We start from the raw sequence: 25,443 nt of genomic DNA on the forward strand, positions 1-25,443 counted from the left end.
GAGAGAGAGAATGGCACATAAAAAAGCTGGCGGTTCCTCCCGTAACGGTCGCGACTCAGCTGGTCGTCGCCTTGGCGTAAAACTGTATGGTGGCCAGGCCGCTATCGCAGGCAACATCATCGTGCGTCAGCGCGGCACCAAGTTCTGGCCGGGTGAAGGCGTAGGCATTGGCAAAGATCACACCATCTTTGCAACTGTCGATGGCGCCGTGAAGTTCCACAAGGGACTTAAGAACCGCACCTTTATTTCGGTCCTGCCAGTGGCGGAGGCCGCAGAGTAAGCCGAGACCCAGAAGGTTTAAGAAAAATTCATGGGGGACCGGCACAAAGTGCCGGTCCCCTTTCTCGTTTCAACGCAGTCGTGATCGAAAGAACCGATGACAGTCGCAACCACCAGTTTCCTGATCTTTGCCGCCTCTCAGGTCGGCACGCCGGGGCCGGCCAACATGGTCCTGCTGGGAACGGGTGCGCGCTATGGGTTTCGTGCCGCATTACCTTTTGTGGCCGGTGTCGTGCTTGGTAAGCAGCTGATTATCTGGCCCGTGGGCTTTGGTTTGCTGCAACTGGCGGAACAGGTTCCGACGGCCTTTGCGGCGCTGAAATATGCTTCGGCTGCATATATTTGCTGGCTGGCGTGGAAGATCGCGAATTTGCGACTGTCGCGCGAAACTGCGGTTGGTGATGTTCCGGGATTCTGGGCGGGGTTGATCGTGCATCCGCTGAATCCAAAAGCCTGGGCCATGATTGTTGCAGGTTTTACGGGCTTTGTCGCGGCGGGGACGTCCAGCTTTGACGCAACGCTCACGATCGCTCTTAGTTTGTTGATCTGCCAGATTGTTTTGCACCCGATCTGGACTTTTGCGGGGGATAGAATCGCGCATGCGGTTGAAGGTCGCCCGGCGGAAAAATATCTGATGTGGACGTTGGCGGGTCTTACGGTCGCGTCCGTACTATTCGTGTTGTTCGGAGGAGGAACACACCAATGAAGCTTGAGACAATAATAAATCAGCCGGTCATTGAAACCGAGCGGTTCGACCTGCGCCCCCTGCGCCGGTCGGATATGGGCCTTATCGAGCATTACGCAGGTGATGAGCGCGTGGCGCGGATGACCACCAGTATTGCACATCCACTGGCCCCCGGTTCGATCGAAGCCTTTGTAACCCGTTCGATGGCTGACAACCGGGACGAGGACGTCTGGGTCATGGATGCTACCAAGGACGGTGGCCCGGAACTGATCGGTGTAATTTCGCTGAAACGGCTTGATCGGAATCAGTCTGAAGTCGGCTATTGGGTCGCGCCGATCTATTGGAACACGGGCATTGCCTCGATGGCTGTGGAAGCGCTTGTTAACGCCAACCCGCTGGAAAACGCGACGATGTTTGCCAGTGTGTTTCAGGATAATCCGGCCTCGGCCCGGGTCCTGACCCATTGCGGGTTCCAGTATCTGGGCGATGCGGAAAGCTATTCGGTGGCGCGCGATGCGAATGTGCCCACCTGGACATACAGTAAAAAACTCTGACTTGTGGCCGATGGGGCCTTTGCAGTAGGGGACACACATGAAATTTCTCGATCTCGCAAAGGTCTACATCCGGTCCGGGGCCGGCGGTAGCGGCTGCGTCAGCTTCAGACGCGAAAAGTTTATCGAATACGGCGGCCCCGATGGCGGGGACGGCGGCAAAGGCGGGTCTGTCTGGGCCGAAGTTGTGGATGGGCTGAACACCCTGATCGACTTCCGCTATCAGCAACACTTCTTCGCCAAAAACGGGCAACCGGGCCGGGGGCAGCAACGCACCGGCAAGGATGGGGACGATATCGTTCTGCGTGTTCCGGTTGGCACTGAAATCCTGGACGAAGACGAAGAAACCGTCATCTGCGACCTGACCGAAGTCGGGCAACGCGTTCTGCTGGCCAAGGGCGGCAATGGCGGCTTTGGCAACCTGCATTTCAAGTCCGCCACCAATCAGGCCCCGCGCCGCGCCAATTCGGGGCAGGCGGGGATTGACCGCACAATCTGGCTGCGGCTCAAGCTGATCGCCGATGTGGGTCTTTTGGGTATGCCGAATGCAGGCAAGTCGACCTTTCTGGCGGCCACGTCGAATGCGCGGCCCAAGATTGCCGACTATCCGTTTACCACGCTGCACCCCAATCTTGGCGTTGTCGGCGTGGACAACGTCGAATTTGTTGTGGCCGATATCCCGGGCCTGATCGAAGGCGCTCATGAAGGCCGTGGCATTGGTGACCGTTTTCTGGGTCACGTGGAACGCTGTGCCGTGTTGTTGCATCTGGTCGACGGCACCTCTGCGACGGTCGCCGATGATTACCGCACGATCATTCACGAGTTGGAAGCCTATGGCGGTGAACTGGCTGAGAAGCCCCGGATCACTGTTCTGAACAAGATCGACGCGCTGGATGACGAAGAACGTGCCCTTGCCGCCGAAGAGCTTGAGGAAGCCTTGGGCGGCCCCGTCATGACCATGTCCGGTGTGGCACATCTGGGTGTAACCGAAGTTCTGCGGGCGCTGCGCAGCCAGATTGACGAAAACCGTGTGCGTCAGAAACCCGCTGAGGAGGCACAGCCTTGGCAACCCTGACCTCGTCACGCCGTCTGGTGGTAAAAATCGGGTCGGCTTTGCTGGTTGATCGCGACACTGGTTTGCTGCGTTCTGACTGGCTGCTGTCGTTGGCGCAGGATGTTTCCTGGCTCAAGGGACAAGGGAAAGATGTAATCCTTGTTTCGTCCGGTTCGATTGCACTGGGCCGCGGCGTTCTGGGACTGCCGATGGCGGCACTGCCCTTGGAACAGTCACAGGCTGCTGCTGCGGTTGGGCAAATCCGGCTTGCACGCGCTTATGAAGAAGCGTTGGCACCCCATGGGATCACCACGGCGCAGGTTCTGGTGACGCTTGAAGACAGCGAAGATCGCCGCAGGTATCTGAACTCACGCGCAACCTTGGAAACTCTGCTTGGGTTGGGCGTCGTTCCGATCGTCAATGAAAACGACACGGTTGCAACGGACGAAATCCGGTATGGCGACAATGACCGCTTGGCCGCGCAAATCGCCGTGACAGTAGGGGCCGACCAACTGATTCTGCTGTCGGATGTGGATGGCTTCTATTCGGGCAATCCTAAGGAAGACACTTCGGCGAAGCGCTTCGAGACAATCGACAGGATCACACCCCAGATTGAAGCCATGGCCGGTGATGCGGGCTCGGGCCTGTCAAAAGGCGGGATGAAGACAAAACTGTTGGCGGCCAAGATGGCAACCGCGGGCGGTTGCGCCATGGCGATTACCGAAGGGTCGGTTCTGAACCCTCTGAAAACGCTCGAAAACGGTGCCAATTCCACATGGTTTACCGCGACATTGGATCCACATGCAGCCCGCAAACGCTGGATTTCGGCGATGAAACCTCGGGGTGAGATTACCGTGGACGAGGGAGCGGCCAAGGCACTGGCCAATGGCAAAAGCCTGCTACCTGCCGGGATTGTGGAAGTGACCGGAGATTTCGGTCGTGGCGATCCTGTCGCCGTCCTTGATCTGGAATCCCGCCGTCTGGCTCAGGGGATCAGCCGGTATACGGCGCAGGAAGCCGATGCGATCAAGGGGCGTAAGTCTTCTGAGATTGAAGCGACGCTGGGCTATCCCGGTCGCGCAGCCCTGATCCACCGGGACGACCTGGCCCTTTAACCTTCAATAAGATGATCTGAAAGGCACGCGATATGAAAGACTTCGACAGCATTCCTGCTCTGATGGAAGATCTTGGGAAACGTGCCAAGGTCGCTTCGCGAGAACTGGCTTTTGCAACAGCTGAACGAAAGCACGCAGCGCTGATTGCAGCCGCAGACGCGGTTTGGGCCAATCGGGCACGGATCATCGAAGCCAATCAAAAAGATCTGGAATTCGGCCGCGACAAGGGACTGAGCCCCGCAATGATGGATCGCCTGATGCTGGGTGAGGCGCGTGTTCAGGGCATGGTAGACGGACTGAGAACCGTCGCGGAGCAGGCCGACCCGGTGGGTGAGGTTCTGTCTGAATGGAATATGCCCACGGGCCTTAACATCCAGCGCGTCCGGACACCGTTAGGGGTTATCGGCGTGATCTATGAAAGCCGACCCAACGTAACTGCGGATGCCGGGGCGCTGTGCCTGAAATCGGGCAATGCGGTAATCCTGCGTGGCGGATCCGAAAGCTTTCATTCCTCAGCCGCGATCCATGCCTGTCTGGTCGAAGGGCTGAAGGCCGCCAACCTGCCCGAAGACGCTATTCAACTGGTGCCCACACGCGACCGCGCTGCGGTGCAGGAGCTGCTGACGCTGACCGACTATGTCGACGTCATCGTTCCACGCGGAGGCAAGGGACTGGTGGGCCTTGTACAACGAGAGGCCCGTGTGCCGGTCTTTGCCCATCTCGAAGGCATCGTGCACATTTACATCGACAAGGCTGCTGATCCGCAGAAAACGCTGGAAGTTGTGCTGAATGCCAAAACCCGCCGCACTGGTATTTGCGGAGCCGCTGAATGCTTGCTGGTTCATCAGGATATCGCCGACACACTGGGGCGTGACGTGGTTGCGACACTGGTCCAGTCAGGCGTCGAGGTTCACGCCGACGGTGTTCTCGCTGGGGAGGGTACAGTTGCTGCTACGGCGGATGACTGGGGAAAAGAGTTCCTCGACAGCGTGATCGCGGCGAAGCCCGTTACCGATATTGATGCCGCGATTGCTCATATTCATCAATACGGCTCGAATCACACCGATTGCATCATGACCGAGGATGACGCAGCAGCGGCCCGTTTCTTTGAGCGTCTGGACAGCGCAATCCTCATGCACAATGCCTCGACTCAGTTTGCGGATGGTGGCGAGTTTGGCATGGGGGCAGAAATCGGAATCGCGACGGGCAAGATGCACGCGCGCGGGCCGGTTGGGGCGGCGCAATTGACCAGTTTCAAATATCTCGTGCGCGGGAACGGAACGATCCGGGCTTAAAACCGAAGTGACACGCGGGTTGCCGAGGTTTCAACGGCAACCCGCCGACCCATCGCAGCTGCCGTTTCAGGCAGCAACGCGAACTGAACGTGCGCGGGCGTGATCTTGGTGGGAAACCGACCTGTCACGACGTTCTTCCAAAGATCACCATCGACATTCAACCGGTCTGCAACCCCGGTCACTATCCAATTGTTGCCCTGATTGACGATTTCGACTGCGCCGCCCAGCGGCATGGCACTTTCGCAGCACATAAGCGCCAGAAAGGCCAGTTTGACCTGATTACGCGGCACAGGCCCGGTCAGGTTCCAGTTGACCCGTATCCGCCCGGCACGCTCGATATCTTTCAGCAGTTCGGTTACTTCGGTCCGACCAAGCGGCTGATCACTGGCCGAGCCAAAGGCAACGCGGAAAAAGCGTATACGCGCCCCGGCACTTCCGACACTGCCCGAGATCAGTTCCATCTCGGGGCCCTGTACGGCGCCCACCATATCCAACAGCTCAAGCCCGTTGGTGATCGCCCCGATCGGGCTGATCAGATCATGGCAAATCCGCGAACCGATCAATTCGGCCAGGTTGACGTTGCTCTCGCCCATGCGTACCTCCGACTGTATCTGCCGCACGTCCCGGAGGCCCCTATGACAGACATGAATGCTATACTTGCACCGGGCATGTTTGTCCGCCACCCGGATTTTCCCGAATGGGGCGTCGGACAGGTTCAGTCCAACATTGCAGGCAAGATCACCGTGAACTTTCGCGAGCAGGGAAAAGTGGTGATCGACGGAACGCGCATCGCCCTGATGCCGGTCTTTGATCTGTGAAAGTGGTTTAGGAAAGGTTAACAACGCTGACCGAAGCGGGGCTTGTTGCCTTTGGCTGAAAAACTGCGGTATCAGCAGCCAAAAGAACACGGATCACCCCATATGCCGGATACTGGCCCTTCTTTCACCGTAAAACTGGCCGAGACCGAAGCCGACCTGCAAGCAGCTCAACGCCTGCGCTATGACGTCTTCGTGCGCGAGTTGGGGGGCGGCGGAGAGATGGTCGATCACGATGCTGGCCTCGAGAAAGACCGTTTCGACCCGTATTTCGATCATATGTTGGCCTATGATGATCAAACCGGCGAAATTATTGGCGTCTACAGGATGTTACCGGGCGAACGTGCTGCGGAACTGGGGCAATTCTATTCCGAAGATGAATATGACCTGACCGTTCTCAAGAACAGCGGGCGCAAACTGCTGGAGCTGGGACGGTCGTGCCTGCACCCCGACTACCGTGGGGGTACGGCAATGTACCACCTGTGGAACGGTTTGGCCGCTTATGTAGCGGAACGTGACATTGAGGTGCTGTTCGGCGTTGCGAGTTTTCACGGAACAGACGTGACCACATTGGCGCAGCCCTTGTCGATGCTTCACCACAACCATCTGGCTCCGCCAGAGTTGCGCGTACGGGCGCAGCCCGATGTTTTTCAGTCGATGGACCTAGTGAAACCAGAGGCTTTGGACCGCCGCGCCGCCATGGTTCAGGTGCCAGCATTGATCAAAGCCTACCTGCGCTTGGGTGGTTTCGTGGGCGAGGGCGCCTTTATCGACCACACCTTCAACACAACGGATGTTTGCCTGATCCTCGACACGACGCGCATGAATGAACGGCAGCGTCGAATTTATGGCGGGGCGTGACGCTGTGAACGACCCGCTCTGGAATAGTGAAGACGCGCCCGATCCGATCGAGCTGGGCGTTATCGGATGGGTTCTGGTGATTCTGCGCGGAGTCCCGCTGGCGGCCCTTGTCTTTGGTGGCCTGGTCATCCTTCTGGCCGTTCGCCTGATCGAGTATCCGATTTTCGGCGTCCGGCGACCTGTGACGCCGTTCATCACGCAGTTTGTCTGCCGCAACGCGTTTCGAATTCTTGGCATCGGGTTCCGCACATCAGGCGCGCTGATGAAAGAGAGGGGGGCGGTGGTGGCAAACCACACGTCCTGGCTGGATATCTTTGCTCTGAACGCGCGCAAGCGGGTCTATTTTGTCTCCAAGGCAGAGGTTGCCAAATGGCCCGGTATCGGCTGGCTGGCCCGTGCGACCGGGACGCTGTTCATCGAACGGGATCGCAAGAAAGCCAAGGAACAGACCAAGCTGTTTGAAACCCGCCTGAAAGTGGGTCACAAACTGTTGTTTTTCCCCGAAGGCACCTCAACCGACGGGCTTCGCATTTTACCCTTCAAAACAACGCTTTTCGCCGCGTTCTTTGCAGATGAGTTGCGTGATTTCATGTTTATCCAACCCGTTTCTGTGGTGTTTCACGCGCCCAAAGGCCAGCCAAAACGCTTTTATGGCTGGTGGGGGGATATGGAGTTCGGGCCGCATTTGCTGAAGACCCTTGGCGCACGTCGGCAAGGAACGGTTGAACTAATATATCATGCGCCAGCGCGGGTCAGCGACTTTGAAAACCGCAAGGCTCTGGCCGCCCATTGTGAAAACGCCGTCAGGCATGCGCACGCATTGGCGCAGCTTGAAAAATAAGGGCGATTGGCCCTTGCGTAGCGCGCAAACCTGCCTTATACGCGCGCCATTCAAACCCGCAGGCGGGGTTTGGCCTTTTTGAGGGAGACATCCTCATCAAGACCGCCGGTTGGAGCGTCCGCTTCTTTCACCCCCGCCCAGGCGTAAACCGGAAAAGGAAAATAGCATGGCTCTTCCCGAGTTCACCATGCGTCAGCTGCTGGAAGCTGGCGTTCACTTTGGTCACCAGACACAGCGTTGGAACCCCCGTATGGGCCCGTTCATCTACGGCTCGCGCAATGGTATCCACATCATGGACCTGACCCAGACCGTTCCGATGCTGGATCAGGCTCTGCAGGCTGTTCGTGACACCGTCGCAAAAGGTGGCCGCATTCTGTTCGTTGGTACCAAGCGCCAGGCCGCTGGCCCGATCGCTGAAGCGGCCGAAAAGTCGGCTCAGTACTATATGAACCACCGCTGGCTGGGCGGCACGCTGACCAACTGGAAAACCGTTTCCCAGTCTATCAACCGTCTGAACCAGATCGACGAAGCCATGGAATCGGGCGCAGAAGGCCTGACCAAGAAAGAGCGTCTGGGCATGGAACGTGACCAGGGCAAACTTCAGGCATCACTGGGTGGTATCCGCGAAATGGGCGGCGTTCCGGACCTGCTGTTCGTCATCGACGTCAAGAAAGAAGCACTGGCCATCGCAGAAGCCAACAAACTGGGTATCCCGGTTGTGGCTGTTGTCGACACCAACTGCTCGCCCGATGGCGTTGACTACATCATTCCCGGCAACGACGACGCGGCACGCGCAATCGCTCTGTACTGTGATCTGGCCGCACGCGCTGCTCTGGACGGTATGACCGCGCAGATGGGCGCAGCAGGCGTTGATCTCGGCGCATTCGAAGAAGCTCCGGTTGAAGAAGCTCTTGCGGAAGAAGCCGCAGAAGCCCCTGCCGAAGCGTAAGCAGCCCGTCACGTAAATGACATATGGGGCAGGGTATGACCTGCCCCAATTCCGTTTGAATTGAGGAGAGCCAAAAGATGGCAATCACAGCAGCAATGGTTAAAGAACTGCGCGACTCGACCGGCGCAGGCATGATGGACGCAAAAAAAGCGCTGACCGAAACCGGCGGCAACATGGACGACGCCGTTGACTGGCTGCGTACCAAAGGCCTGGCCAAAGCGGCCAAGAAATCTGGCCGTACCGCGGCAGAAGGTCTGGTTGCTGTTCACGTCAACGGTGGCAACGGTGTTGCTGTCGAAGTGAACTCGGAAACCGATTTCGTTGCGAAAAACGCTGAGTTCCAGGAAATGGTCAGCAAGATTGCAAACGCTGCTGAAGGTGTGGACAACATCGAAGCACTGCTGGCCGCTGATCTGGGCGGAAAAAGCGTTGCCGACACGCTGACCGACAAGATCGCCACCATTGGCGAAAACATGTCGGTGCGCCGCATGGCCAAACTGTCGGGTGAAACAGTTGTGTCTTATGTGCACAACGCTGCGACCAACGGCATGGGCAAAATCGGTGTGCTGGTTGCACTGTCGGGTGGTGATGAAGCTATCGGCAAGCAGGTTGCGATGCACATCGCCGCTGTGAACCCGGCCGCCCTGTCTGAGGCCGACATGGACCCGGCAATTGTCGAGAAGGAAAAGCAGGTTCAGATGGACATCGCCCGCGAATCCGGCAAGCCGGAGCAGGTGATCGAAAAGATGATCGAAGGCCGCATGAAGAAATTCGTCGCTGAATCGACATTGCTGAGCCAGCAATTCGTTGTGAACCCTGATCTGACCGTTGAAGCCGCTGCAAAAGAAGCAGGCGCAACCATCACTGGCTTCGTTCGCCTGGAAGTTGGCGAAGGCATCGTTGTGGAAAAAGAAGACTTCGCTGCCGAAGTCGCAAAAGCTGCTCAGGGCTAAAGAAAGGCTCCGACAGGGGCCTTGCTGAACAAAGTGAAAGGGTTACGCGTCGCGTAGCCCTTTTTTGTTGGTGGCACATCATAGAATTGACAAAGAAGTGAAGGATTGGAGGGCCCCGCATGATGGGGATGGTCGAGGCCCCCCAAAATTCCGACACAGGTACGCGGACGAATAGGCGCCCCCTTGTCAGAGTGATTGGAGAGCTTTGAAATCGCAAAGATCCAACCGAATGTTCCCTGGCTAAAGCCACCACTCACGGAACACTCTCACTTTGCAACTTTTAGGTTAGATTTGAAAAGTAGTGATTTCCTTACCTAGGGTAAACTGACGCGGGATGGCGTCATAAAAACACTCCTAAACTTCCATAATGAACATCTGATTATGCAAAGATGCCTTCAAAACAGCCTGAGCCGTCGTTTCAACCGACAACGCCTCACGGGCGAGTCGAAGATGCTTTTCGACAGTTGCCGCTGTCAGGCCCATCAGCAGGGCTATGTCCTGCGTGGTTTTGCCGTCACCAACCCATTGCAACGCCTCGCGCTGACGCTTTGTCAGGGCCCGGTTCGGTGGGTTGAAAGGCAATGTCAGGATCTTCAGATGCGCAACGTTGTTCATCAAAAGAATGTCTTCGCCATGCTCTTGCCAGATCGCGTCAATGTCTTCCTGGCTCATCCCTTCCTTTGCGGATAGGGAAATCGCCCCTTTCGAGCGCACAGAGATCGAGTTGAAACTGATGGTGTAACCAGAAACGACGCCCATGGACTTGTTGAACTCGAAAACCTCACGCTCTTTATCGGTCATCGACCCGCGAGAGTGCATGTCCAGCAACATTTTCCAACTGGCGGCACCTTCATTGTCCAGCGCCCATTTCAACATGGGGGCGTGAAAATACAAACCGTCCTTGATGAAGCCATCCACATAGGCGCGGTTATGGTTAGTCAGAATGACAAAGTCCTCTGGATCACCCAATGAGGTTGCCGTCCTGTATTGCGTGTGGCCGTAGATAAGACGATCGAACCCGAATTCCGCCATCTGTCGGCAATGCGCATCCCACAGGTCTTCCAGGGTCTTGGCATAGCTGACAAACCGCAGATAATCCCTGAGGGTCATGCCGTGCCACCTGCTTTCAAATGTGCGGCCAGCGCGTCCAGAGCGAGAACATAGCTTTGGGCGCCAAAGCCACAGATCTGCCCCAGAGCAACAGGCGCGATATAGGACTTGTGCCGGAATAATTCCCTTGCATGGATGTTGGACAGGTGAACTTCGACAACCGGCAGTTCAACTGACGCGATGGCATCCATCAGCGCAACCGACGTGTGTGTGAATGCCCCCGCATTGATCACAAGGCCATCCTGCACACCGCGTGCGCCGTGGATCGCATCAATTAACACACCCTCATGGTTGGATTGCAGATGCGAGACTTCAAGGCCAATGGACGCGCCATGGCGCTGGCACTCCTCCTCGATCATCTTCAGAGTGGTGCTGCCGTAAACCTCGGGCTGCCGTGTGCCAAGCAGGTTGAGGTTTGGGCCATTCAATACCAAAACTTTGTGCATGTCTTCACGATCCCCATTAATGGTACATAGACGCCTAAAGGTTGGGTTGTCTACCTGCCTTTGCCGGATCGAGTACAGTCGAAAAACCGGTGTACGAAGCGGGTCGCTGTTTTGTTCACGGCTTCAACTTTCCGCCATGGTGACAACGATTTTCCCCAGAACGGATCGCTGCGACAATTGTTCAAGCGCCTCGTGCGCGCGGGCAAGCGGGAACCGCGCGCTAATTCGCGGTTTGATTTTGCCGGCTGTGTAAAGATCGAACAGGTTCTTGACGTTGTCAGCATGGCCGATTGGGTCGCGGAAAACTGACGCGCCCCAAAACACACCAACGATCTGACATCCTTTCAAAAGCGCCAGATTCAAAGGAATCCGCGGAATGCCCGCCGGAAAACCGACGACAAGGTAACGACCTTTCCAGGCTATGCTGCGCAGGGACGGTTCGGCCAGCGCACCCCCAACAGCGTCGTAGACGATGTCTACGCCGTCAAGACCGGCAAGTTTCTTAACTTCGGCTGAGAAGGCTTTTTGCGCATCCTTGTCCATGTCGCGCGGGTAAATCACCACGTCATCGGCACCAATCTGGCTACAGAATTCGGCCTTTTCAGGTGATGAAACGGCTGCAATCACCCTAGCACCCATGGCTTTGCCCAGTTCAATGGCGGCTGACCCCACACCTCCGGCGGCACCCAGTACCAACAGGGTTTCACCGGGTTGAATCTCCGCCCGATCCTTCAACGCGTGGTAGGACGTGCCGTAGGTGAAAATGAAACAGGCGGCATCTTCATAGGGCATCGCATCAGGAATTCGGATTGCAGCGTCTGCCTTGAGCGTGACATGGGTCGAAAACCCACCATGCCCGGTTAGGGCCAAAACACGGTCGCCTGGCTTAAATCCATTGACGCCTTCGCCCACAGCCAGAACTTCACCCGCAATTTCACCGCCCGGAGCAAAGGGCCGTGGCGGCTTCATCTGGTACAGATCGCGGATAATCAACGTGTCCGGAAAATTCACGCCCGCTGCTTTCACACCGATCAAAAGCTGACCTTTGCCCGGCTGCGGATCTGGTAGGGTCGTAAGCTCCAGGGTTTCGGGACCGCCCGGTGCGACGCTGAGTAATGCTTGCATACCGCCTCTGATCTGCCTGTACTTTGTGTCGAGGAAGTTTTGGTGCAGCATGGTTTTTTGTCAACGCTACGGTCCAACGCCTGCCGCGACGGCAAGAGGAACGCAATTTGTATCAGGATGAACTGGTGACAAAGAAACTGAGGAGCACAAAATGACCCCCGACACCCTCTTTTCGCTTCACGGCAAAACCGCTTTGGTAACAGGTGGAGCGACAGGTATTGGCCGCATGGCAGCCGAGGCGCTGGTTCGTGCGGGCGCGCGCGTGCTCATTGCCTCAAGAAAAGGGGACGCCTGTGCCGAGGTCGCCGCAGAACTGAACGCGCTGGACGCGCCGGGCAGCGCCGAAGGCTTTGCCGGTGACATTGGCAGCGCAGTCGGTATAGGCAAGCTGGTCTCTGACATTCAGGAGCGTACGGACAAACTGGACATCCTGATGAACAACTCGGGGGTGTCCTGGGGTGCTCCCATGGGGCAGTTTCCCTACGATGCATGGGAAAAGGTCATGTCTGTCAACGTGACAGGGATATTCGAACTGACCCAGCGGCTTTTGCCAATGCTAATGAAATCAGGCACCGCCGAAGACCCGGCGCGCATTGTCAATGTGGGGTCAGTCATGGGTGAAGTCCCAATGGGCGATGGGGCCTACAGCTATTCGGCCTCAAAGGCTGCTGTTTTGCACCTGACCAAGGTCTTGGCCAAGGAACTTTCACCGCACCACATCACGGTTAACGCACTCGCTCCGGGGCCGTTTGTGTCGCGCATGACTGCCTTTGCGACAGCCGATGAGGATACCAGAGAACGGGTTGGCAAGTCTGTACCTCTGGGTCGCGTCGGACGGGACGAGGATATTGCAGGCTGTATGTTGTTCCTGTGCGGTCGCGGCGGCAGCTATGTGACAGGCGCAGTGATCCCGGTTTCGGGTGGGATCAACGTGGTGACCGCCGGAAACATCTTTGCCGAGGCCCTGTGACGGGAAGACAGCCAATGAAAACCGAAATCAAACTGGATCTGAAGGCGGTAGATGCGTATCTGAGCGCGCATCTTTCCGGCTACAACGGGCCATTGGAGGCGAGGAAATTTGATGTCGGTCAATCCAACCCGACGTTTGAGTTACGCACACCAGAGAAAGCCTATGTGCTGCGCCGAAAGCCCGCCGGCGTATTGCTGAAATCGGCACATGCCGTTGATCGCGAATTTCGGGTTCAAAGCGCCCTTGCCGGGAGCGAGGTTCCGGTGCCCAAGATGTATCTGCTGTGTGAAGACAACAGCGTCATCGGCTCGGCCTTCTATGTGATGGAACGCTTGCAGGGCAGGGTGTTTCCGGACCCAACCCTGCCCAAAGAAAGCAACGAAACCCGCGCCGCCATCATTGACGAAATGAACAGAGTTCTTGCCCAATTGCACATGGTGGATATCGATGCCGTTGGCCTGTCTGACTATGGGCCGATTGGCAACTATTACGAGCGTCAGATCGCGCGCTGGACCAAGCAATACCGCGCGTCCGAGACCTCGGCCATTGCGGATATGGATGCGCTGGCTTCAGCGCTCGAGACCTCGGTACCGGCCGATGACGGACAGCGCACGCTAGTGCATGGGGATTACCGCATCGACAACCTGATGTTTGCGCCGAACCGGGCGGAATGTATCGGGGTGTTGGATTGGGAACTGTCGACGATCGGTCACCCTTATGCGGATCTGGCCGCAGTAATCATGCAATGGCAGTTGCCGCCGGGAAAACAGGGCCGGGGGCTGGCGGGTGTGGATCGAAACAGCCTGGGCCTGCCCAGCGATGAGGCATTCATTGCCCAATACTGCAAACGTCGAGGCCTGGATGGCATAGACAATTTCGGCTTTTATCTGGGCTTCAATTTCTTTCGTATGGCGGGCATTCTACAGGGTGTCTACAAACGCGCGTTGGATGGGAACGCGTCAGACCCCGACCGCGCAAAGGCTTTTGGCGCATATGTTCCTATATTCGCCCAGCACGGCCTGAAAGCTCTTGAGTCCACATTAGAGTGACGACCTATCAACCTGTTTTTGTGTCACTATCTTGCCTTGAAAGCTCAACTTCAAGGTTTGGCAGACTGTTCTTTCCAAAAAACAGCTCAGCCCCGGTAAACATGCTGGGAACCCCAAACACACCTCGCCGAACCGACGACTTGGTTTTCTCTTTCAGTTTCAGTTTAACGTCGGGGCTCGCCATGGCTTCGCGAATTTTGCGAACGGGCAAGTCGTTTTCATGCAGGATATCCGAAAGGACGCCGATCTCGTCCGCCTTCTGACCATGCACCCATATTGCATCAAAAACCGCGTTTATATATCCGACTTCCCAAGGTTTTCCATTGGCAAAACACGCGCCGCGCATGGCAAGTTTTGTGTTGATCGGAAAATGCGGGCTCATATGAAAGCTCAACCCACGACGGCGGGCAAACCGGTGCAGATCATGCGTCAAATAGGCTGTCTTCTGGCGGTTTTCGGAATACGCCTGAAACGGGCTTTGGTTATGCGTCGCCTTGAACACCGCAGGCAGCAGGACAGGAACATAAGTAATGCTTGCGTCATAGCGCTCGGCAAGATCGGGGAGCATCTTATGGGCGAGAAACGCGTTCGGGCTGCAAAAATCGTAAATGAAGTCTATGGTCTGCGTCATGGGGTTCCTCCCTTTCGGTCCCTTGAAATCTTGTTCATTGAACTTCAGGCGAATCTGCGTCGAAATCAGTCTAGCATTCCATTGTGAGGCACGCTGATGAAGTCAGTTCACGAATTTCTCTGCAACACGCAACTTTTTGCTGCTATTTCAGGTCACAAGCTTAAACAGTCGCAGTTTAGAACCTCACGGAAGTTCCCAAATGTCCCACAGGCAATCCATGTTTGATCAAAACCGGCTAGATCGGCTTAGCCATTGGATGGAAAACTATGTTGAGCAGCGCAAATATGCCGGATCATCCTTTTTGCTGCGCCACAAAGGGAATGTGACCTTTTTTCATGCCTGTGGTGTCAGCAGCCTCGAGACTGGCCGGCAATTCCAACGCGACACGCTGGTGCGCATTTATTCCATGACCAAACCGGTCACATCGGTCGCGTTGATGACATTGGTCGAACGCGGGCTTGTTCACCTGAACGCGCCTGTGTCTGAGTTTCTACCTGAATTCAAAGATATGCAGGCGCTGGTCCCGGGGGCGGAGAAACTGGATCAGACCGAGGCCGCACCGCCTCCAACGCTACATCAGTTACTGACGCATACCAGTGGGCTAAGCTACCCGTTCAACCCCGGGCTTTTGCCCCAAGAGATGGATGAACGGGACCTTATTTTCAAACCCAATCAGGGGCTTATGGAACATCTTGTGCGCGATCTGGCAGGGCTGCCGCTGGCGTTCCAACCCGGTGCACGCTGGGAATACTCGGTCGGGATTGACGTGCTGGGTCGAGTGATCGAGGTGGTCTCGGGCCAGTCATTGGAGCAGTTCTTTCGAAGCGAAATCCTTGAGCCGCTGGACATGAGCGAAACAGGTTTTTCCGTACCCGCTGGGGCAGGGGATCGTTTCGCATCGCTCTACACCCCATTGGCTGGCGACGCGATGGCGCTGAATTCCGCGGATCACGGTAGCGAAAGCCTGAGACTGTTCGATTCCCACATAGAATCCCCGTTCGAAAACACGACGACCTTTTCCGGCGGTGGCGGTCTGATTTCGACAATCGATGATTATGCCAAATTCGCGGACATGCTTCGAAATCGGGGGGCCGGGAAAGGGTACCGCATACTTGGCCCGAAAACCGTCGATTTCATGATGCGCAATCACCTTCCCGGGGACATTGCGTCAATGGGTCCGCAGAGTTTCGCAGAGCAACCGATGGAAGGAATGGGCTTTGGGCTAGCCGGTGCGGTTGTTCTGAATCCCGGTCTGGTAAGGGTTCCCGGCTCTATCGGGGATTTCAGCTGGGGTGGAATGGCGTCGACCTATTTCTGGATTGACTGGCAGAATGACCTGACGGCGATTTTCTTTACCCAACTGTCCCCCTCAAGTTCGTACCCATCCCGCGCCGAACTCAAGGCACTGGTTCATGCGGCCATGATTGAATGATTTCCTCAGTACTGATACCCGGTGCCGGACGACACAACTTGCGAGCAGACGATGACCGAAGCGGAACGTATCTTACTGGATCTTCTGGATATTGAACGGCTTGAGGTCGATCTGTTTCGCGGGACAGGGTCGGGCGGTGAAACGCCAACACGCATCTTTGGCGGGCAGGTCATCGCGCAAGCGCTCGCTGCGGCGTATCGGACTGTTGAAGAGCGGTTGTGCCATTCGCTACACGCCTATTTCATTCGCCCGGGAGATCCAGAGAAACCCGTTATTTATCAAGTTGATCGCGCGCGAGACGGAGGTTCGTTCACAACCCGCCGTGTGGTTGCGATTCAGCATGGAAAGCAAATCCTGAACATGTCGGCATCCTTTCATGTCCGGGACGAAGGTTGGGACCATCAGCATCCGATGCCCGTCGTGAACGCACCGGAAGCGTACCCGTCCCGATCTGAATTGCGTAAAACATATGTTGAACGTGTTCCAGAAAGGTTACGAGGCGAATTGCTGCGCGAGCGCCCGATCGAGGTTCGGGAAGTCGATCACCTGGATCCATTCACACCGAAAGTCTCTGATGATCGAAACCAGACTTGGTTCCGTATGCCCGCTGCCGCTTCCGTTGACGCCAGAACACAGCACTTACTGCTGGCTTATGCGTCTGACATGAACCTGATGTCCTCTGGATTGCGGCCACACGGTCTGAGCTGGTTTAGCGGAGAGTTCAACGGCGCAAGTCTGGACCACGCGCTATGGTTTCACGCACCGGTAAATTTTCAGAACTGGCATCTTTACGTAATGGACTCGCCGTGGACGGGGCAGGGACGCAGTTTTAACCGTGGATCGATCTATTCCGAGGACGGTACCCTTGTTGCATCTGTCGCACAGGAAGGATTGATGCGCAGAATTCGCGCGCGACCTTAAGTATTGCCTATAAATCTTTGATTTAACTTCTGCATTCCACCAAGCCACCGATCGTAATCAGCCGCTTTGAATTGCAAATAATCAGCGACTTGTGGATGAGGCAGAACCAAAAACCGTTCATTTCGAATAGCTTGCACACAGGATTCAGCCACATCTCTGGGCTCAAGCATCCCATCAATCGAAGCTACTGAGATTTCATGGCCTTCGGTCATTTTTGAACGTACTGCCTGCGGACACAGGACCGAGACTTTCAATCCTTCAGCGCCATATGTCAGCGAAAGCCATTCGGCAAATCCTACAGCCGCGTGTTTGGTAACCCCATATGGGGCTGCACCAGGTTGGTTCAGCAAACCTGCCGCAGACGCAGTTATCATTATATATCCGCCGCCGCGACGAACCATGCGTGGAACCAGATGGCGAGCAGTCCAGACATGGGACATGACATTGATCTTCCAGATCCGATCCCAATCTTCGTCCGCAACATCGAGACCACCAAGCGTCAGAATTCCGGCATTTGCGCAAAACAGGTCAATTGGACCGACAGTTTCCTCAACAAAATCAATCAGAGCTTTGATCTGCGCTTCGCTGGAAACGTCACAGGTATACGCCTGACCACCAATTTGCTTCGCGACCAAATTTGCGCCAACGATGTCGACATCCGAGCAGATTACACGTGCACCTTCATGGGAAAACCGTTCTGCAAGACCACGACCAATACCTTGGGCAGCGCCGGTGATAACGACAGTTTTGTTCTCAAGCTCCATGCGTATTCCGGGCAGGTTCGTTACAGTGTTTTCAATGTGTTGGCTTGCGTTCCGTATTACAAGTATGACTTGTTTACCATAATACCAATTACACGCTAATTGGAAGTAGCGGAGATATACTCAGATTCCATTGCAATCAGCCATCAGACCAATGCGATCAACACAGGTCTGATGCGAATTATCCCAACGCGTAACCGGCACCGCGGACTGTGCGAACCGGATCATCCCCGCCATGTTGCGTTAAGGCTTTGCGCAATCGTCCAATGTGAACATCAACGGTACGCGTATCGACATAGATGTCGCGTCCCCAGACCCGATCCAGCAATTGTTCACGGCTCCAGACCCTGCCCGGCTTTTCCATGAACGTGCTAAGAAGCCGGAATTCGGTTGGACCAAGTTTCAAGGGCTTGCTGTCACGGCTGACCTTGTGGGTTTCCGAATCCAGAATGATGTCATCGTACTCCAGTCGCAAGCCAACAGTTGCCGGTCGGACGCGGCGCAGTTGTGTTCGGACACGCGCCATCAGTTCGACGATCGAATATGGTTTGACCACATAATCGTCGGCACCAGTTTCCAGCCCGCGAACCTTGTCTACCTCTTCTGATCTGGCCGACAGCATTATTATCGGGATCGAACGTGTGTCCAGACGGCTTTTGAGCCGGCGGCAAACCTCAATCCCGCTGAGGTTGGGCATCATCCAGTCCAGAACAATGATATCCGGGCAGTCTTCGTCGACCAGCAGCATAGCTTCGTCACCGTTGGCCGCCTTTGAGACGCGAAAACCTTCGGCTTCAAGGTTGTAGGCCAGCACCTCGCGTTGGGCCAACTCATCCTCGACCACCAGAACCGTCGGTTGATCTGCGGACATCTCAAGCCTCTCCTACACTGTTTGCGACGTTATATCGGCCTTGGGCCGAGCCTCGGTCGGGCGGTCGCCTGTAACCAGATACACCACCTGCTCGGCAATCGAGGTTACATGGTCGCCCATACGCTCGATGTTCTTGGCAATGAAATGCAGGTGCATACAGGCCGAAATATTGCGCGGATCCTCGGCCATGAAAGTCAGGAATTCGCGGAACAGGCCGTTGTACATCTGATCGACATCTTCATCGCGGTTGATGACGTCGGTGGCCAGTTCCGCGTCGCGCTGAATATAGGCGTCCAACGCGTCGCGCAGCATACGCTCAACCTCGCGCGCCATGCGGCGCAAGGCAGCTGCGCTGCCGCTGATCTCGCCCGCATTGGCAAGAACGGTCGTACGCTTGGCGATGTTCTTCGCGTAATCGCCAATCCGCTCGAGATTACCGGATACTTTCAGGACCGAAAGAACCAGTCGCAGGTCACTGGCCGTGGGCGCGCGCAACGCAATCAGACGCGCGGTTTCCTCGTCGATCAGGTCTTCCAACGCGTCGATGGCCTTGTCACCTTGTCGTACTTCCTGGGCCAGCTCAACGTCACGGCTTTCAAGCGAGCGCGCCGCGCCCATGATAGCGGCCTCAACCAGACCACCCATCTTCATGATATGCGCCTGGATTGTTTCGAGGTCGCGGTCAAAAGCAGATGCAATATGTTGTTCGCTCATTGTTTGATACCTGTGCTTAGCCGATACGGCCTGTAATGTAGCTTTCCGTGCGCGGATCGACTGGATTTGTAAAAATCTGACCGGTTTCACCGAATTCCACCAGATTACCCAGGTGGAAAAAGGCCGTTTTCTGACTGACGCGCGCGGCCTGCTGCATCGAGTGGGTGACGATCACAACCGAATATCGGGAACGCAATTCGTCGATCAACTCTTCGACCTGTGCGGTTGCAATCGGGTCCAGCGCCGAGCACGGCTCGTCCATCAACAGGACTTCCGGTTCTGTTGCCACGGCGCGGGCGATACACAAACGCTGCTGTTGACCCCCTGACAAACCCGTACCGGGCGCATCCAGACGGTCCTTGACCTCATCCCAGATTGCGCCTCGACGCAATGATTTCTCAACGATATCATCCAGTTCCGCCTTATTCTTGGCCAAGCCGTGGATGCGCGGACCATAGGCCACGTTGTCGTAGATCGACTTGGGGAACGGGTTCGGTTTTTGGAACACCATGCCGACTTTGGCGCGCAACTGAACAGGGTCGACCCGCTTGTCATAAATGTCTTCGCCGTCCAGCAGGATATCACCTTCGACTCGGCAGATATCGATGGTGTCGTTCATCCGGTTCAGACACCGCAGGAAGGTCGATTTTCCACAACCCGAAGGGCCGATAAAGGCCGTGACGGTCTTGTCTTCGATCTCAACACTCACGTCCTTGATGGCGTGGGTATCACCGTAATAAACCTGAACCTTCTTCGCGTTGATCTTGATGTCTTTGGAGTCCACGGTTCTCTCCACTCGTGTCATGTCGTTCATTATTGCCCCCAGTTACCAGCGGCGTTCAAAGCGGCGGCGCAGGATGATAGCGATGATATTCATGGTCAGCAGGAACATCAAAAGGATGATGATTCCGCCCCAGGCCTTTTCGTAGAACCCGACATCAGCGCGTGCGGCCCAAGTGTAAATCTGGGCGGGCATTGCCGAGTTCGGCTCGGTAAAGCCGGCAAGGAACCCGTCGGGATATCCCCGCGCCACAAAGCCTACCATGCCGATCAGCAACAACGGCGCGGTTTCACCCAAGGCTTGTGCCAGACCGATTATGGTGCCGGTCAGAATGCCCGGCGCGGCCAAAGGCAGCACGTGGTGGAACACAGCCTGCATTTTCGAGGCCCCTACCCCCAACGCTGCATCACGGATCGACGGCGGAACCGCTTTCAGCGAGGCGCGGGTCGAGATGATGATCGTCGGCAATGTCATGAGGGTCAGAACCAGACCACCAACCAGCGGCGCCGATTGTGGCAGGTGCATGAACTGGATGAACACGGCCAGACCCAGAATACCGAACACAATCGACGGCACGGCTGCAAGGTTCGAGATGTTCACTTCAATCAGGTCGGTGAACCTGTTCTGTGGAGCGAACTCTTCAAGATAAATCGACGCTGCCACACCAATAGGCAGTGACAGGCCCAAAACCACCAGCATCATGAAAAACGACCCAATGACCGAGGCGCCGATGCCGGCACCGCCCGGGTTGTCAACGCCAGAATCCGCACCGGTGATGAACGGCCAGTTGAAAGCCTGCTTGATGATGCCCGCCTGTTCCAGCGCATCAACCAGATCCAGATCGCTAAGCTGTAGAAACCGGCTGTCCTGCAAGGTGTCACGGGACACGCGGCCTTTGAAATACCCGTCGACCCGGCTGGAGGCGGCCAGATCAAACTTGACCGGATCACCCAGCTTGCCGGGGTTATCGGCATAGTAAGTTCGGATTGTACCGCCGATTTTACCAAGAAGACGTTCGATCGCCGCTTCGTCGAAATCAACGCTGATCCCTTGGTCTTCCAGTTCCTTGCTCAACTGAGCGATGAACAGGTTGGAATAGGCCTTGGTCTTGAACAACGTACTTTCCGCCTCGTCTCGCTGCGCAGCGGACAAGGTGAAATCCACGCTGACAACAGTGCGCTGAAAGGCCGGAATACCCTGCGACAGGATTGAGGCGAACAGAACGATCAGGAAGAACAGGCCCGTTGCAATAGCGACAATCCCGTAGGCCCGAAATCGTTTCTCTGCATTTGCACGTTTTTTGGTATGTGCATCCGCTACAGTCAGCGAGACAGAGCGATGACCTGTTTCAGGGCTTTGCATACTGGCGTCGGTCATTCGTATTGCTCCCGATACTTACGCACGATGTAGAGGGCAAAGATGTTCAGCCCAAGCGTGAGGGTGAAAAGGGTCATGCCCAGTGCAAAGGCCACAAGCGCCTCGGGCGATGCGAAATCCGCGTCTCCGGTTAGCTGGCTCACGATTTTTGCGGTGACCGTCGTCATGGCTTCAAACGGGTTCAGGCTCAGCCGTGCTGCCGCCCCTGCCCCAAGGACCACGATCATAGTCTCACCGATGGCGCGCGATGCGGCCAGCAGGATCGCCCCCACGATACCCGGAAGCGCAGCTGGCAGAACGACCTGACGGATGGTTTCCGATTGCGTTGCGCCCAATCCGTAAGAACCGTCACGCATGGCCTGCGGCACCGCATTGATGATGTCATCGGACAAAGAGGACACAAACGGGATCAGCATGATGCCCATGACCAACCCAGCGGTCATGACTGCCGTGCCAGCTTTCATCCAGCCAAGCCCCTCATCCCCGAACAGGCCAAGCAAAAGCGGACCAACGGTCAGCAGCGCAAAAAGGCCGTAAACGATGGTCGGGATACCGGCCAGAATCTCGAGCAGCGGTTTTGCTACGGCGCGGACACGGGGGGAGGCGTACTCGCTAAGGTAAATCGCAGCGAACAACCCGATCGGGACAGCAACCAGAAGGGCAACGAGCGAGATATAGAATGTCCCCCACAACAAGGGAATAATCCCAAGTTCAGACGACCCGCCGCGCCCCGAAAAACTGGGGGCCCATGTCGTGCCGAAAAAGAAATCGGTAGCAGGGTAGAGCTTGAAGAATTCCCAAGTATTGAAAACCAGGGACAGGACGATCCCGACAGTGGTCAGAATTGCGATGGATGCGGCCGCCAGCAACAGAAAACGCACGCCCTGCTCGACCACATTACGCGCGCGGTATTCTGCGTGAGTTTGAAACCAGCTGGCTGCAGCACCGGCGAGTGCCGTCAGTATGACGGCGACAGTCATGACCGAATAGCCGGTCGCATTCATGATCCGATAACTTTGCGCCGCGCGCAGCACAGGTTGCGTGATATCTGACGTCACCACCTGCCCGGCATCCTTCAGACGCTGGGTCATGTCGATTACATCCGCGCGCGCGTTGCGCGCCAGTTCCTCGGGTATCTGCCCGGCGGCAACCGCGTTATCCAGACCGTAAGCGGTGCGACGGACCTCGGCCATGACCAGATTTAGGGACGAGCCGTCTTGGATGGCGGAACCCGAGATCGTTTCAGAAACCTGAGAGTTCACGTAAAGCGGTTGTACCAGCAACCAGAGGATCATAAGGCCAAATGCGGGTACGATCGTCTTGAGAGCGACATTTGCGCCATAATACGACGGCAGCGAGTGCAAAGCCCGGATATCTCCTGTGACGCTTTGCAGGGCGCGTGTGCGCCCCAACACGTAGCCGACTGAAGCAATCGCAAGCACGATCAGAACGAGCCATACTATCGGCATGAAACCCCCATTTGGTCTTGGCCGGGAAAGCTGAAAAATGTGGGGGCGACATAAATGCCGCCCCCGGTATTTCGAACCAAAGGCGGGATTAGCTGCCCGAACCCATGGTTACTTCGTTGGCGATTGCATCCTGAGTTTTTGCCAGCTCAGGGTCCGCAACCAGACCATAGTTTGCCAGAGGACCCGAAGCGCCTGCGATTTCGTCGTGGGTAAAGAACTGGGCGTATTCTTTCAGGCCGGGGATCACGCCGATATGGGCTTTCTTCACGTAGAAGAACAGCGGGCGCGAAACCGGATATTCACCGGTCGAGATGGTTTCGGTCGAAGGAGCGATACCCGACATGGTGGCCACTTTCAGCTTGTCGGTGTTGTTCTCGTAGAACGCCAGGCCGAAGATGCCGATGCCATTGGGGTTGGTGTCGATACGCGCCAGCGTTTCGGTGTAGTCACCATCGATGTCGACCGCCTTGCCGTCGGTACGTACAGCCAGACATGCATCTTCTGCGTCGTCTTCGCTCATGCCGCCAGCAATCATGGCTTCCATCGCGCCGGTCGCTTCACAACCGATCAGCAGAACTTTTTCTTCGAACACTTCACGGGTGCCGTGTTTTGTACCCGGAATAAAGCCCGCGATTTCTACATCAGGCAGTTCGGGGTTGAATTCAGCCCAGGTGGTGTAAGGGTTATCAACCACTTCGCCGTCTTTCAGAACTTTCGCGCCCAAAGCGTTAAAGATGTCGGCAGATTCAAAAGCGGTGAAGGCAGGACCGGTCTGCTGGCTTGCAAAAACGATGCCATCATAACCGATGCGGACTTCCATGATGTCAGTCACACCGTTTTCGGCGCAGGCTTTGATTTCTTTTTCACGGATCGCGCGTGATGCGTTTGCAATGTCGATGGTGTTTTCACCAACACCCTCACAGAAACGCTTCAGACCAGCTGACGAACCGCCGGATTCAACAACCGGGGTCGGGAAGTCGGTGTTCTCACCAAACAGTTCCGCGACGATCGAGGCATATGGAAGAACGGTCGACGAACCGGCAACCTGAACGTTGTCACGGGCAGCAGCGGTAGTTGCCGAGACGGTGGCGATTGCCAGCGCAGAAGCCGACAGTTTTACAAAGGACATTTCAGTCTCCTTGAAAAGGTATGATTGATCACCCCCATGATGATCCTGCGTGCACCCCTAGGGGCCGTGCGTAAGCCTTTTGTGACAAGTGTGTAACGCTTTTATGACAACCTTCGTTTATCCGGAGATTTCGGGTCAAAAAATCGTAACGAGGCAGATTTTGAAGGGCGGTAATGCGGGAAGGGCTACCGTGGTAAGATGACCGTAAAGACGGAACCTTTTCCCAACTCACTTTCCACGCGCAACCGTCCGCGGTGGCGATTGACGATGTGCTTGACGATGGCCAGACCCAGCCCCGTTCCACCCAACTGCCGGGATCTGTGATTGTCGGCGCGATAGAATCGCTCGGTCAGACGTGGCAGATGCACGGAATCAATTCCTGGCCCCTTGTCGATGACCTTCACCCGCACCCCAGGTCCACGCATCGCCGCGTCACGCTCTGATGACAGAACGCTGACTGTGACGCTGCCACCGCTGGCACCGTATTTGATTCCGTTTTCGATCAGGTTGGTGAATACCTGCCGTAACTGATCACTGTCTCCGGCCAAGGAAAGTGGGCCGTCCTGTGCGTCAAGCGTCAGCGTCACGCCCGCCTCTTCCGCCAGGGGGCGCAACGAGTTCAGGGTGGATTGCAGCAGCCCTGTCAGCTCCAGCTGTTGATTTGGTCGAACTCTTTCTTCGCTTTCCACGCGGTTCAGGGACAAAAGATCGCCAACCAGCCGGTTCATCCTGTTGGCTTCATCAGCCATGATTTGCAGGAACCGGTCACGCGCAGCCGGATCGTTGCGTGCAGGGCCACGCAAGGTTTCAATGAAGCCCATCAGTGCCGTCAAAGGCGTCCGCAATTCGTGACTGACATTGGCAACAAAGTCACGGCGCATCTGACTTGCCTGTTCCAGATGCGTGACATCTTGAAAAGTGGTCAGAACGGCCCCGCCCGACACGGCTCCGACCCCGTTCAAATACCGGCATTGCACATCAAATGTTGTGTCCTGTGCACCATCATTGGAAAGATGACGTGCCGTCTTGGTTCCCTTCGATTGAAGGCTTTGTTCAATTGCTTCAAGAACCTGTGGCTGCCGCAGGATGGTCGCAAAATGCCGCCCCACGATATTCTGCCCCAAAAGGGTTTTCGCATCCGTATTGGCGGCAACGATCCGTTCCGTCTGATCCACCATCAGCGCGGGCATAGGGATGGCCTGGACAAATCCATCAAGAAGGTCATCTGACATGCTTCAAACCCCGATCAATTCACGCGC

28 protein-coding genes are annotated in these 25,443 nt (G+C 56.2%); 15 read left to right on the forward strand and 13 right to left on the reverse strand.

Going from position 1 to position 25,443, the window contains the following annotated elements:
- Positions 1 to 10: 10 nt before the first annotated feature.
- The 6 genes from rpmA (at position 11) to AC2FLO_RS11790 (ending at position 4,979) form a co-directional block, all read left to right on the forward strand.
- Positions 11 to 280 carry a 50S ribosomal protein L27 gene (gene rpmA, locus AC2FLO_RS11765; RefSeq protein WP_050602452.1) on the forward strand — a complete coding sequence of 90 codons (270 nt, stop codon included), beginning with the start codon at positions 11 to 13 and terminating at the stop codon, positions 278 to 280.
- A 96-nt stretch (positions 281 to 376) separates the two neighbouring features.
- Positions 377 to 985: a LysE family translocator gene (locus AC2FLO_RS11770; RefSeq protein ID WP_480584225.1), complete on the forward strand. Its 609-nt coding sequence runs from the start codon at positions 377 to 379 to the stop codon at positions 983 to 985.
- Positions 982 to 1,518 (forward strand): GNAT family N-acetyltransferase, encoded by a 537-nt coding sequence (locus tag AC2FLO_RS11775; protein WP_480472732.1) that lies wholly within the window; start codon positions 982 to 984, stop codon positions 1,516 to 1,518. The genes AC2FLO_RS11770 and AC2FLO_RS11775 overlap by 4 nt, the downstream gene beginning before the upstream one ends.
- 37 nt (positions 1,519 to 1,555) lie before the next feature.
- Entirely contained in the window at positions 1,556 to 2,590 is a 1,035-nt protein-coding gene (gene obgE / locus AC2FLO_RS11780) for a GTPase ObgE (protein WP_496751826.1), read from the forward strand.
- Positions 2,578 to 3,684, forward strand: coding sequence for a glutamate 5-kinase (gene proB / locus AC2FLO_RS11785; RefSeq protein WP_496751824.1), 1,107 nt, complete (start codon positions 2,578 to 2,580; stop codon positions 3,682 to 3,684). Before obgE ends, proB begins: the two co-directional genes overlap by 13 nt.
- A 32-nt stretch (positions 3,685 to 3,716) precedes the next feature.
- On the forward strand, positions 3,717 to 4,979 hold the full coding sequence (locus AC2FLO_RS11790) for a glutamate-5-semialdehyde dehydrogenase (protein ID WP_496751822.1): 1,263 nt from the start codon (positions 3,717 to 3,719) through the stop codon (positions 4,977 to 4,979).
- Here AC2FLO_RS11790 and AC2FLO_RS11795 read toward each other — a convergent pair.
- Positions 4,976 to 5,572 (reverse strand): histidine phosphotransferase family protein, encoded by a 597-nt coding sequence (locus AC2FLO_RS11795; RefSeq protein WP_496751820.1) that lies wholly within the window; start codon positions 5,570 to 5,572, stop codon positions 4,976 to 4,978. The two genes, AC2FLO_RS11790 and AC2FLO_RS11795, sit on opposite strands and share 4 nt — an antisense overlap.
- A 42-nt stretch (positions 5,573 to 5,614) precedes the next feature.
- Here AC2FLO_RS11795 and AC2FLO_RS11800 point away from each other — a divergent pair, with 42 nt between their 5' ends.
- The 5 genes from AC2FLO_RS11800 (at position 5,615) to tsf (ending at position 9,398) form a co-directional block, all read left to right on the forward strand.
- The gene (locus tag AC2FLO_RS11800) at positions 5,615 to 5,797 is read left to right on the forward strand and encodes a DUF3553 domain-containing protein (protein WP_267364751.1); all 183 of its coding nucleotides are present in this window, start codon (positions 5,615 to 5,617) and stop codon (positions 5,795 to 5,797) included.
- 102 nt (positions 5,798 to 5,899) lie between these two features.
- The gene (gene olsB / locus AC2FLO_RS11805) at positions 5,900 to 6,655 is read left to right on the forward strand and encodes an L-ornithine N(alpha)-acyltransferase (protein WP_496751818.1); all 756 of its coding nucleotides are present in this window, start codon (positions 5,900 to 5,902) and stop codon (positions 6,653 to 6,655) included.
- A complete protein-coding gene (olsA, locus tag AC2FLO_RS11810) occupies positions 6,621 to 7,496 on the forward strand; it encodes a lyso-ornithine lipid O-acyltransferase (RefSeq protein WP_496751817.1) in 876 nt (291 codons plus the stop codon). Before olsB ends, olsA begins: the two co-directional genes overlap by 35 nt.
- Before the next feature lie 166 nt (positions 7,497 to 7,662).
- Entirely contained in the window at positions 7,663 to 8,445 is a 783-nt protein-coding gene (rpsB, locus tag AC2FLO_RS11815; RefSeq protein ID WP_209503940.1) for a 30S ribosomal protein S2, read from the forward strand.
- A gap of 77 nt (positions 8,446 to 8,522) precedes the next feature.
- Positions 8,523 to 9,398 carry a translation elongation factor Ts gene (gene tsf, locus AC2FLO_RS11820; RefSeq protein WP_496751815.1) on the forward strand — a complete coding sequence of 292 codons (876 nt, stop codon included), beginning with the start codon at positions 8,523 to 8,525 and terminating at the stop codon, positions 9,396 to 9,398.
- A gap of 354 nt (positions 9,399 to 9,752) precedes the next feature.
- On the opposite strand, the gene AC2FLO_RS11825 is transcribed toward tsf, so the two are convergent.
- The 3 genes from AC2FLO_RS11825 to AC2FLO_RS11835 all read right to left on the reverse strand — a co-directional run bounded on the left by AC2FLO_RS11825 (position 9,753) and on the right by AC2FLO_RS11835 (position 12,079).
- Positions 9,753 to 10,508: an autoinducer binding domain-containing protein gene (locus AC2FLO_RS11825; protein WP_496751813.1), complete on the reverse strand. Its 756-nt coding sequence runs from the start codon at positions 10,506 to 10,508 to the stop codon at positions 9,753 to 9,755.
- The gene (gene aroQ / locus AC2FLO_RS11830; RefSeq protein ID WP_496751811.1) at positions 10,505 to 10,954 is read right to left on the reverse strand and encodes a type II 3-dehydroquinate dehydratase; all 450 of its coding nucleotides are present in this window, start codon (positions 10,952 to 10,954) and stop codon (positions 10,505 to 10,507) included. Before aroQ ends, AC2FLO_RS11825 begins: the two co-directional genes overlap by 4 nt.
- Positions 10,955 to 11,077: 123 nt before the next feature.
- Entirely contained in the window at positions 11,078 to 12,079 is a 1,002-nt protein-coding gene (locus AC2FLO_RS11835) for an NADPH:quinone oxidoreductase family protein (RefSeq protein ID WP_496751810.1), read from the reverse strand.
- Between the two features lie 151 nt (positions 12,080 to 12,230).
- Here AC2FLO_RS11835 and AC2FLO_RS11840 point away from each other — a divergent pair, with 151 nt between their 5' ends.
- Together AC2FLO_RS11840 and AC2FLO_RS11845 are read left to right on the forward strand one after the other, a co-directional pair.
- Entirely contained in the window at positions 12,231 to 13,049 is an 819-nt protein-coding gene (locus AC2FLO_RS11840) for an SDR family NAD(P)-dependent oxidoreductase (RefSeq protein ID WP_496751808.1), read from the forward strand.
- A gap of 14 nt (positions 13,050 to 13,063) precedes the next feature.
- Positions 13,064 to 14,098 (forward strand): phosphotransferase family protein, encoded by a 1,035-nt coding sequence (locus tag AC2FLO_RS11845; RefSeq protein ID WP_496751806.1) that lies wholly within the window; start codon positions 13,064 to 13,066, stop codon positions 14,096 to 14,098.
- 7 nt (positions 14,099 to 14,105) lie between these two features.
- On the opposite strand, the gene AC2FLO_RS11850 is transcribed toward AC2FLO_RS11845, so the two are convergent.
- On the reverse strand, positions 14,106 to 14,729 hold the full coding sequence (locus AC2FLO_RS11850; protein ID WP_496751804.1) for a 2-hydroxychromene-2-carboxylate isomerase: 624 nt from the start codon (positions 14,727 to 14,729) through the stop codon (positions 14,106 to 14,108).
- A 217-nt stretch (positions 14,730 to 14,946) separates the two neighbouring features.
- Here AC2FLO_RS11850 and AC2FLO_RS11855 point away from each other — a divergent pair, with 217 nt between their 5' ends.
- Together AC2FLO_RS11855 and AC2FLO_RS11860 are read left to right on the forward strand one after the other, a co-directional pair.
- Positions 14,947 to 16,161, forward strand: coding sequence for a serine hydrolase domain-containing protein (locus AC2FLO_RS11855; protein WP_496806644.1), 1,215 nt, complete (start codon positions 14,947 to 14,949; stop codon positions 16,159 to 16,161).
- Between the two features lie 51 nt (positions 16,162 to 16,212).
- Positions 16,213 to 17,082, forward strand: a complete 870-nt coding sequence (locus tag AC2FLO_RS11860) for an acyl-CoA thioesterase (RefSeq protein ID WP_496751982.1) — start codon at positions 16,213 to 16,215, stop codon at positions 17,080 to 17,082.
- On the opposite strand, the gene AC2FLO_RS11865 is transcribed toward AC2FLO_RS11860, so the two are convergent.
- The 8 genes from AC2FLO_RS11865 to AC2FLO_RS11900 form a co-directional block, all read right to left on the reverse strand.
- Positions 17,079 to 17,846, reverse strand: coding sequence for an SDR family oxidoreductase (locus AC2FLO_RS11865; protein WP_496751801.1), 768 nt, complete (start codon positions 17,844 to 17,846; stop codon positions 17,079 to 17,081). The genes AC2FLO_RS11860 and AC2FLO_RS11865 overlap by 4 nt on opposite strands.
- A gap of 178 nt (positions 17,847 to 18,024) precedes the next feature.
- Positions 18,025 to 18,714 carry a phosphate regulon transcriptional regulator PhoB gene (gene phoB, locus AC2FLO_RS11870; protein ID WP_496751799.1) on the reverse strand — a complete coding sequence of 230 codons (690 nt, stop codon included), beginning with the start codon at positions 18,712 to 18,714 and terminating at the stop codon, positions 18,025 to 18,027.
- Positions 18,715 to 18,726: 12 nt separating this feature from the next.
- Positions 18,727 to 19,428 (reverse strand): phosphate signaling complex protein PhoU, encoded by a 702-nt coding sequence (phoU, locus tag AC2FLO_RS11875; protein ID WP_496751797.1) that lies wholly within the window; start codon positions 19,426 to 19,428, stop codon positions 18,727 to 18,729.
- A 16-nt stretch (positions 19,429 to 19,444) separates the two neighbouring features.
- Positions 19,445 to 20,242: a phosphate ABC transporter ATP-binding protein PstB gene (pstB, locus tag AC2FLO_RS11880; RefSeq protein WP_480584246.1), complete on the reverse strand. Its 798-nt coding sequence runs from the start codon at positions 20,240 to 20,242 to the stop codon at positions 19,445 to 19,447.
- Positions 20,243 to 20,254: 12 nt separating this feature from the next.
- The gene (gene pstA, locus AC2FLO_RS11885) at positions 20,255 to 21,586 is read right to left on the reverse strand and encodes a phosphate ABC transporter permease PstA (protein ID WP_267366511.1); all 1,332 of its coding nucleotides are present in this window, start codon (positions 21,584 to 21,586) and stop codon (positions 20,255 to 20,257) included.
- The gene (pstC, locus tag AC2FLO_RS11890; protein WP_496751794.1) at positions 21,583 to 23,055 is read right to left on the reverse strand and encodes a phosphate ABC transporter permease subunit PstC; all 1,473 of its coding nucleotides are present in this window, start codon (positions 23,053 to 23,055) and stop codon (positions 21,583 to 21,585) included. Before pstC ends, pstA begins: the two co-directional genes overlap by 4 nt.
- A gap of 88 nt (positions 23,056 to 23,143) precedes the next feature.
- Entirely contained in the window at positions 23,144 to 24,184 is a 1,041-nt protein-coding gene (locus AC2FLO_RS11895; protein WP_496751792.1) for a substrate-binding domain-containing protein, read from the reverse strand.
- Positions 24,185 to 24,369: 185 nt separating this feature from the next.
- Complete coding sequence (locus AC2FLO_RS11900) at positions 24,370 to 25,416, reverse strand: ATP-binding protein (RefSeq protein ID WP_496751790.1); 1,047 nt, start codon at positions 25,414 to 25,416, stop codon at positions 24,370 to 24,372.
- Positions 25,417 to 25,443 lie beyond the last annotated feature (27 nt).

It is taken from the genome of Ruegeria sp. TASC047 (genome assembly GCF_059612445.1).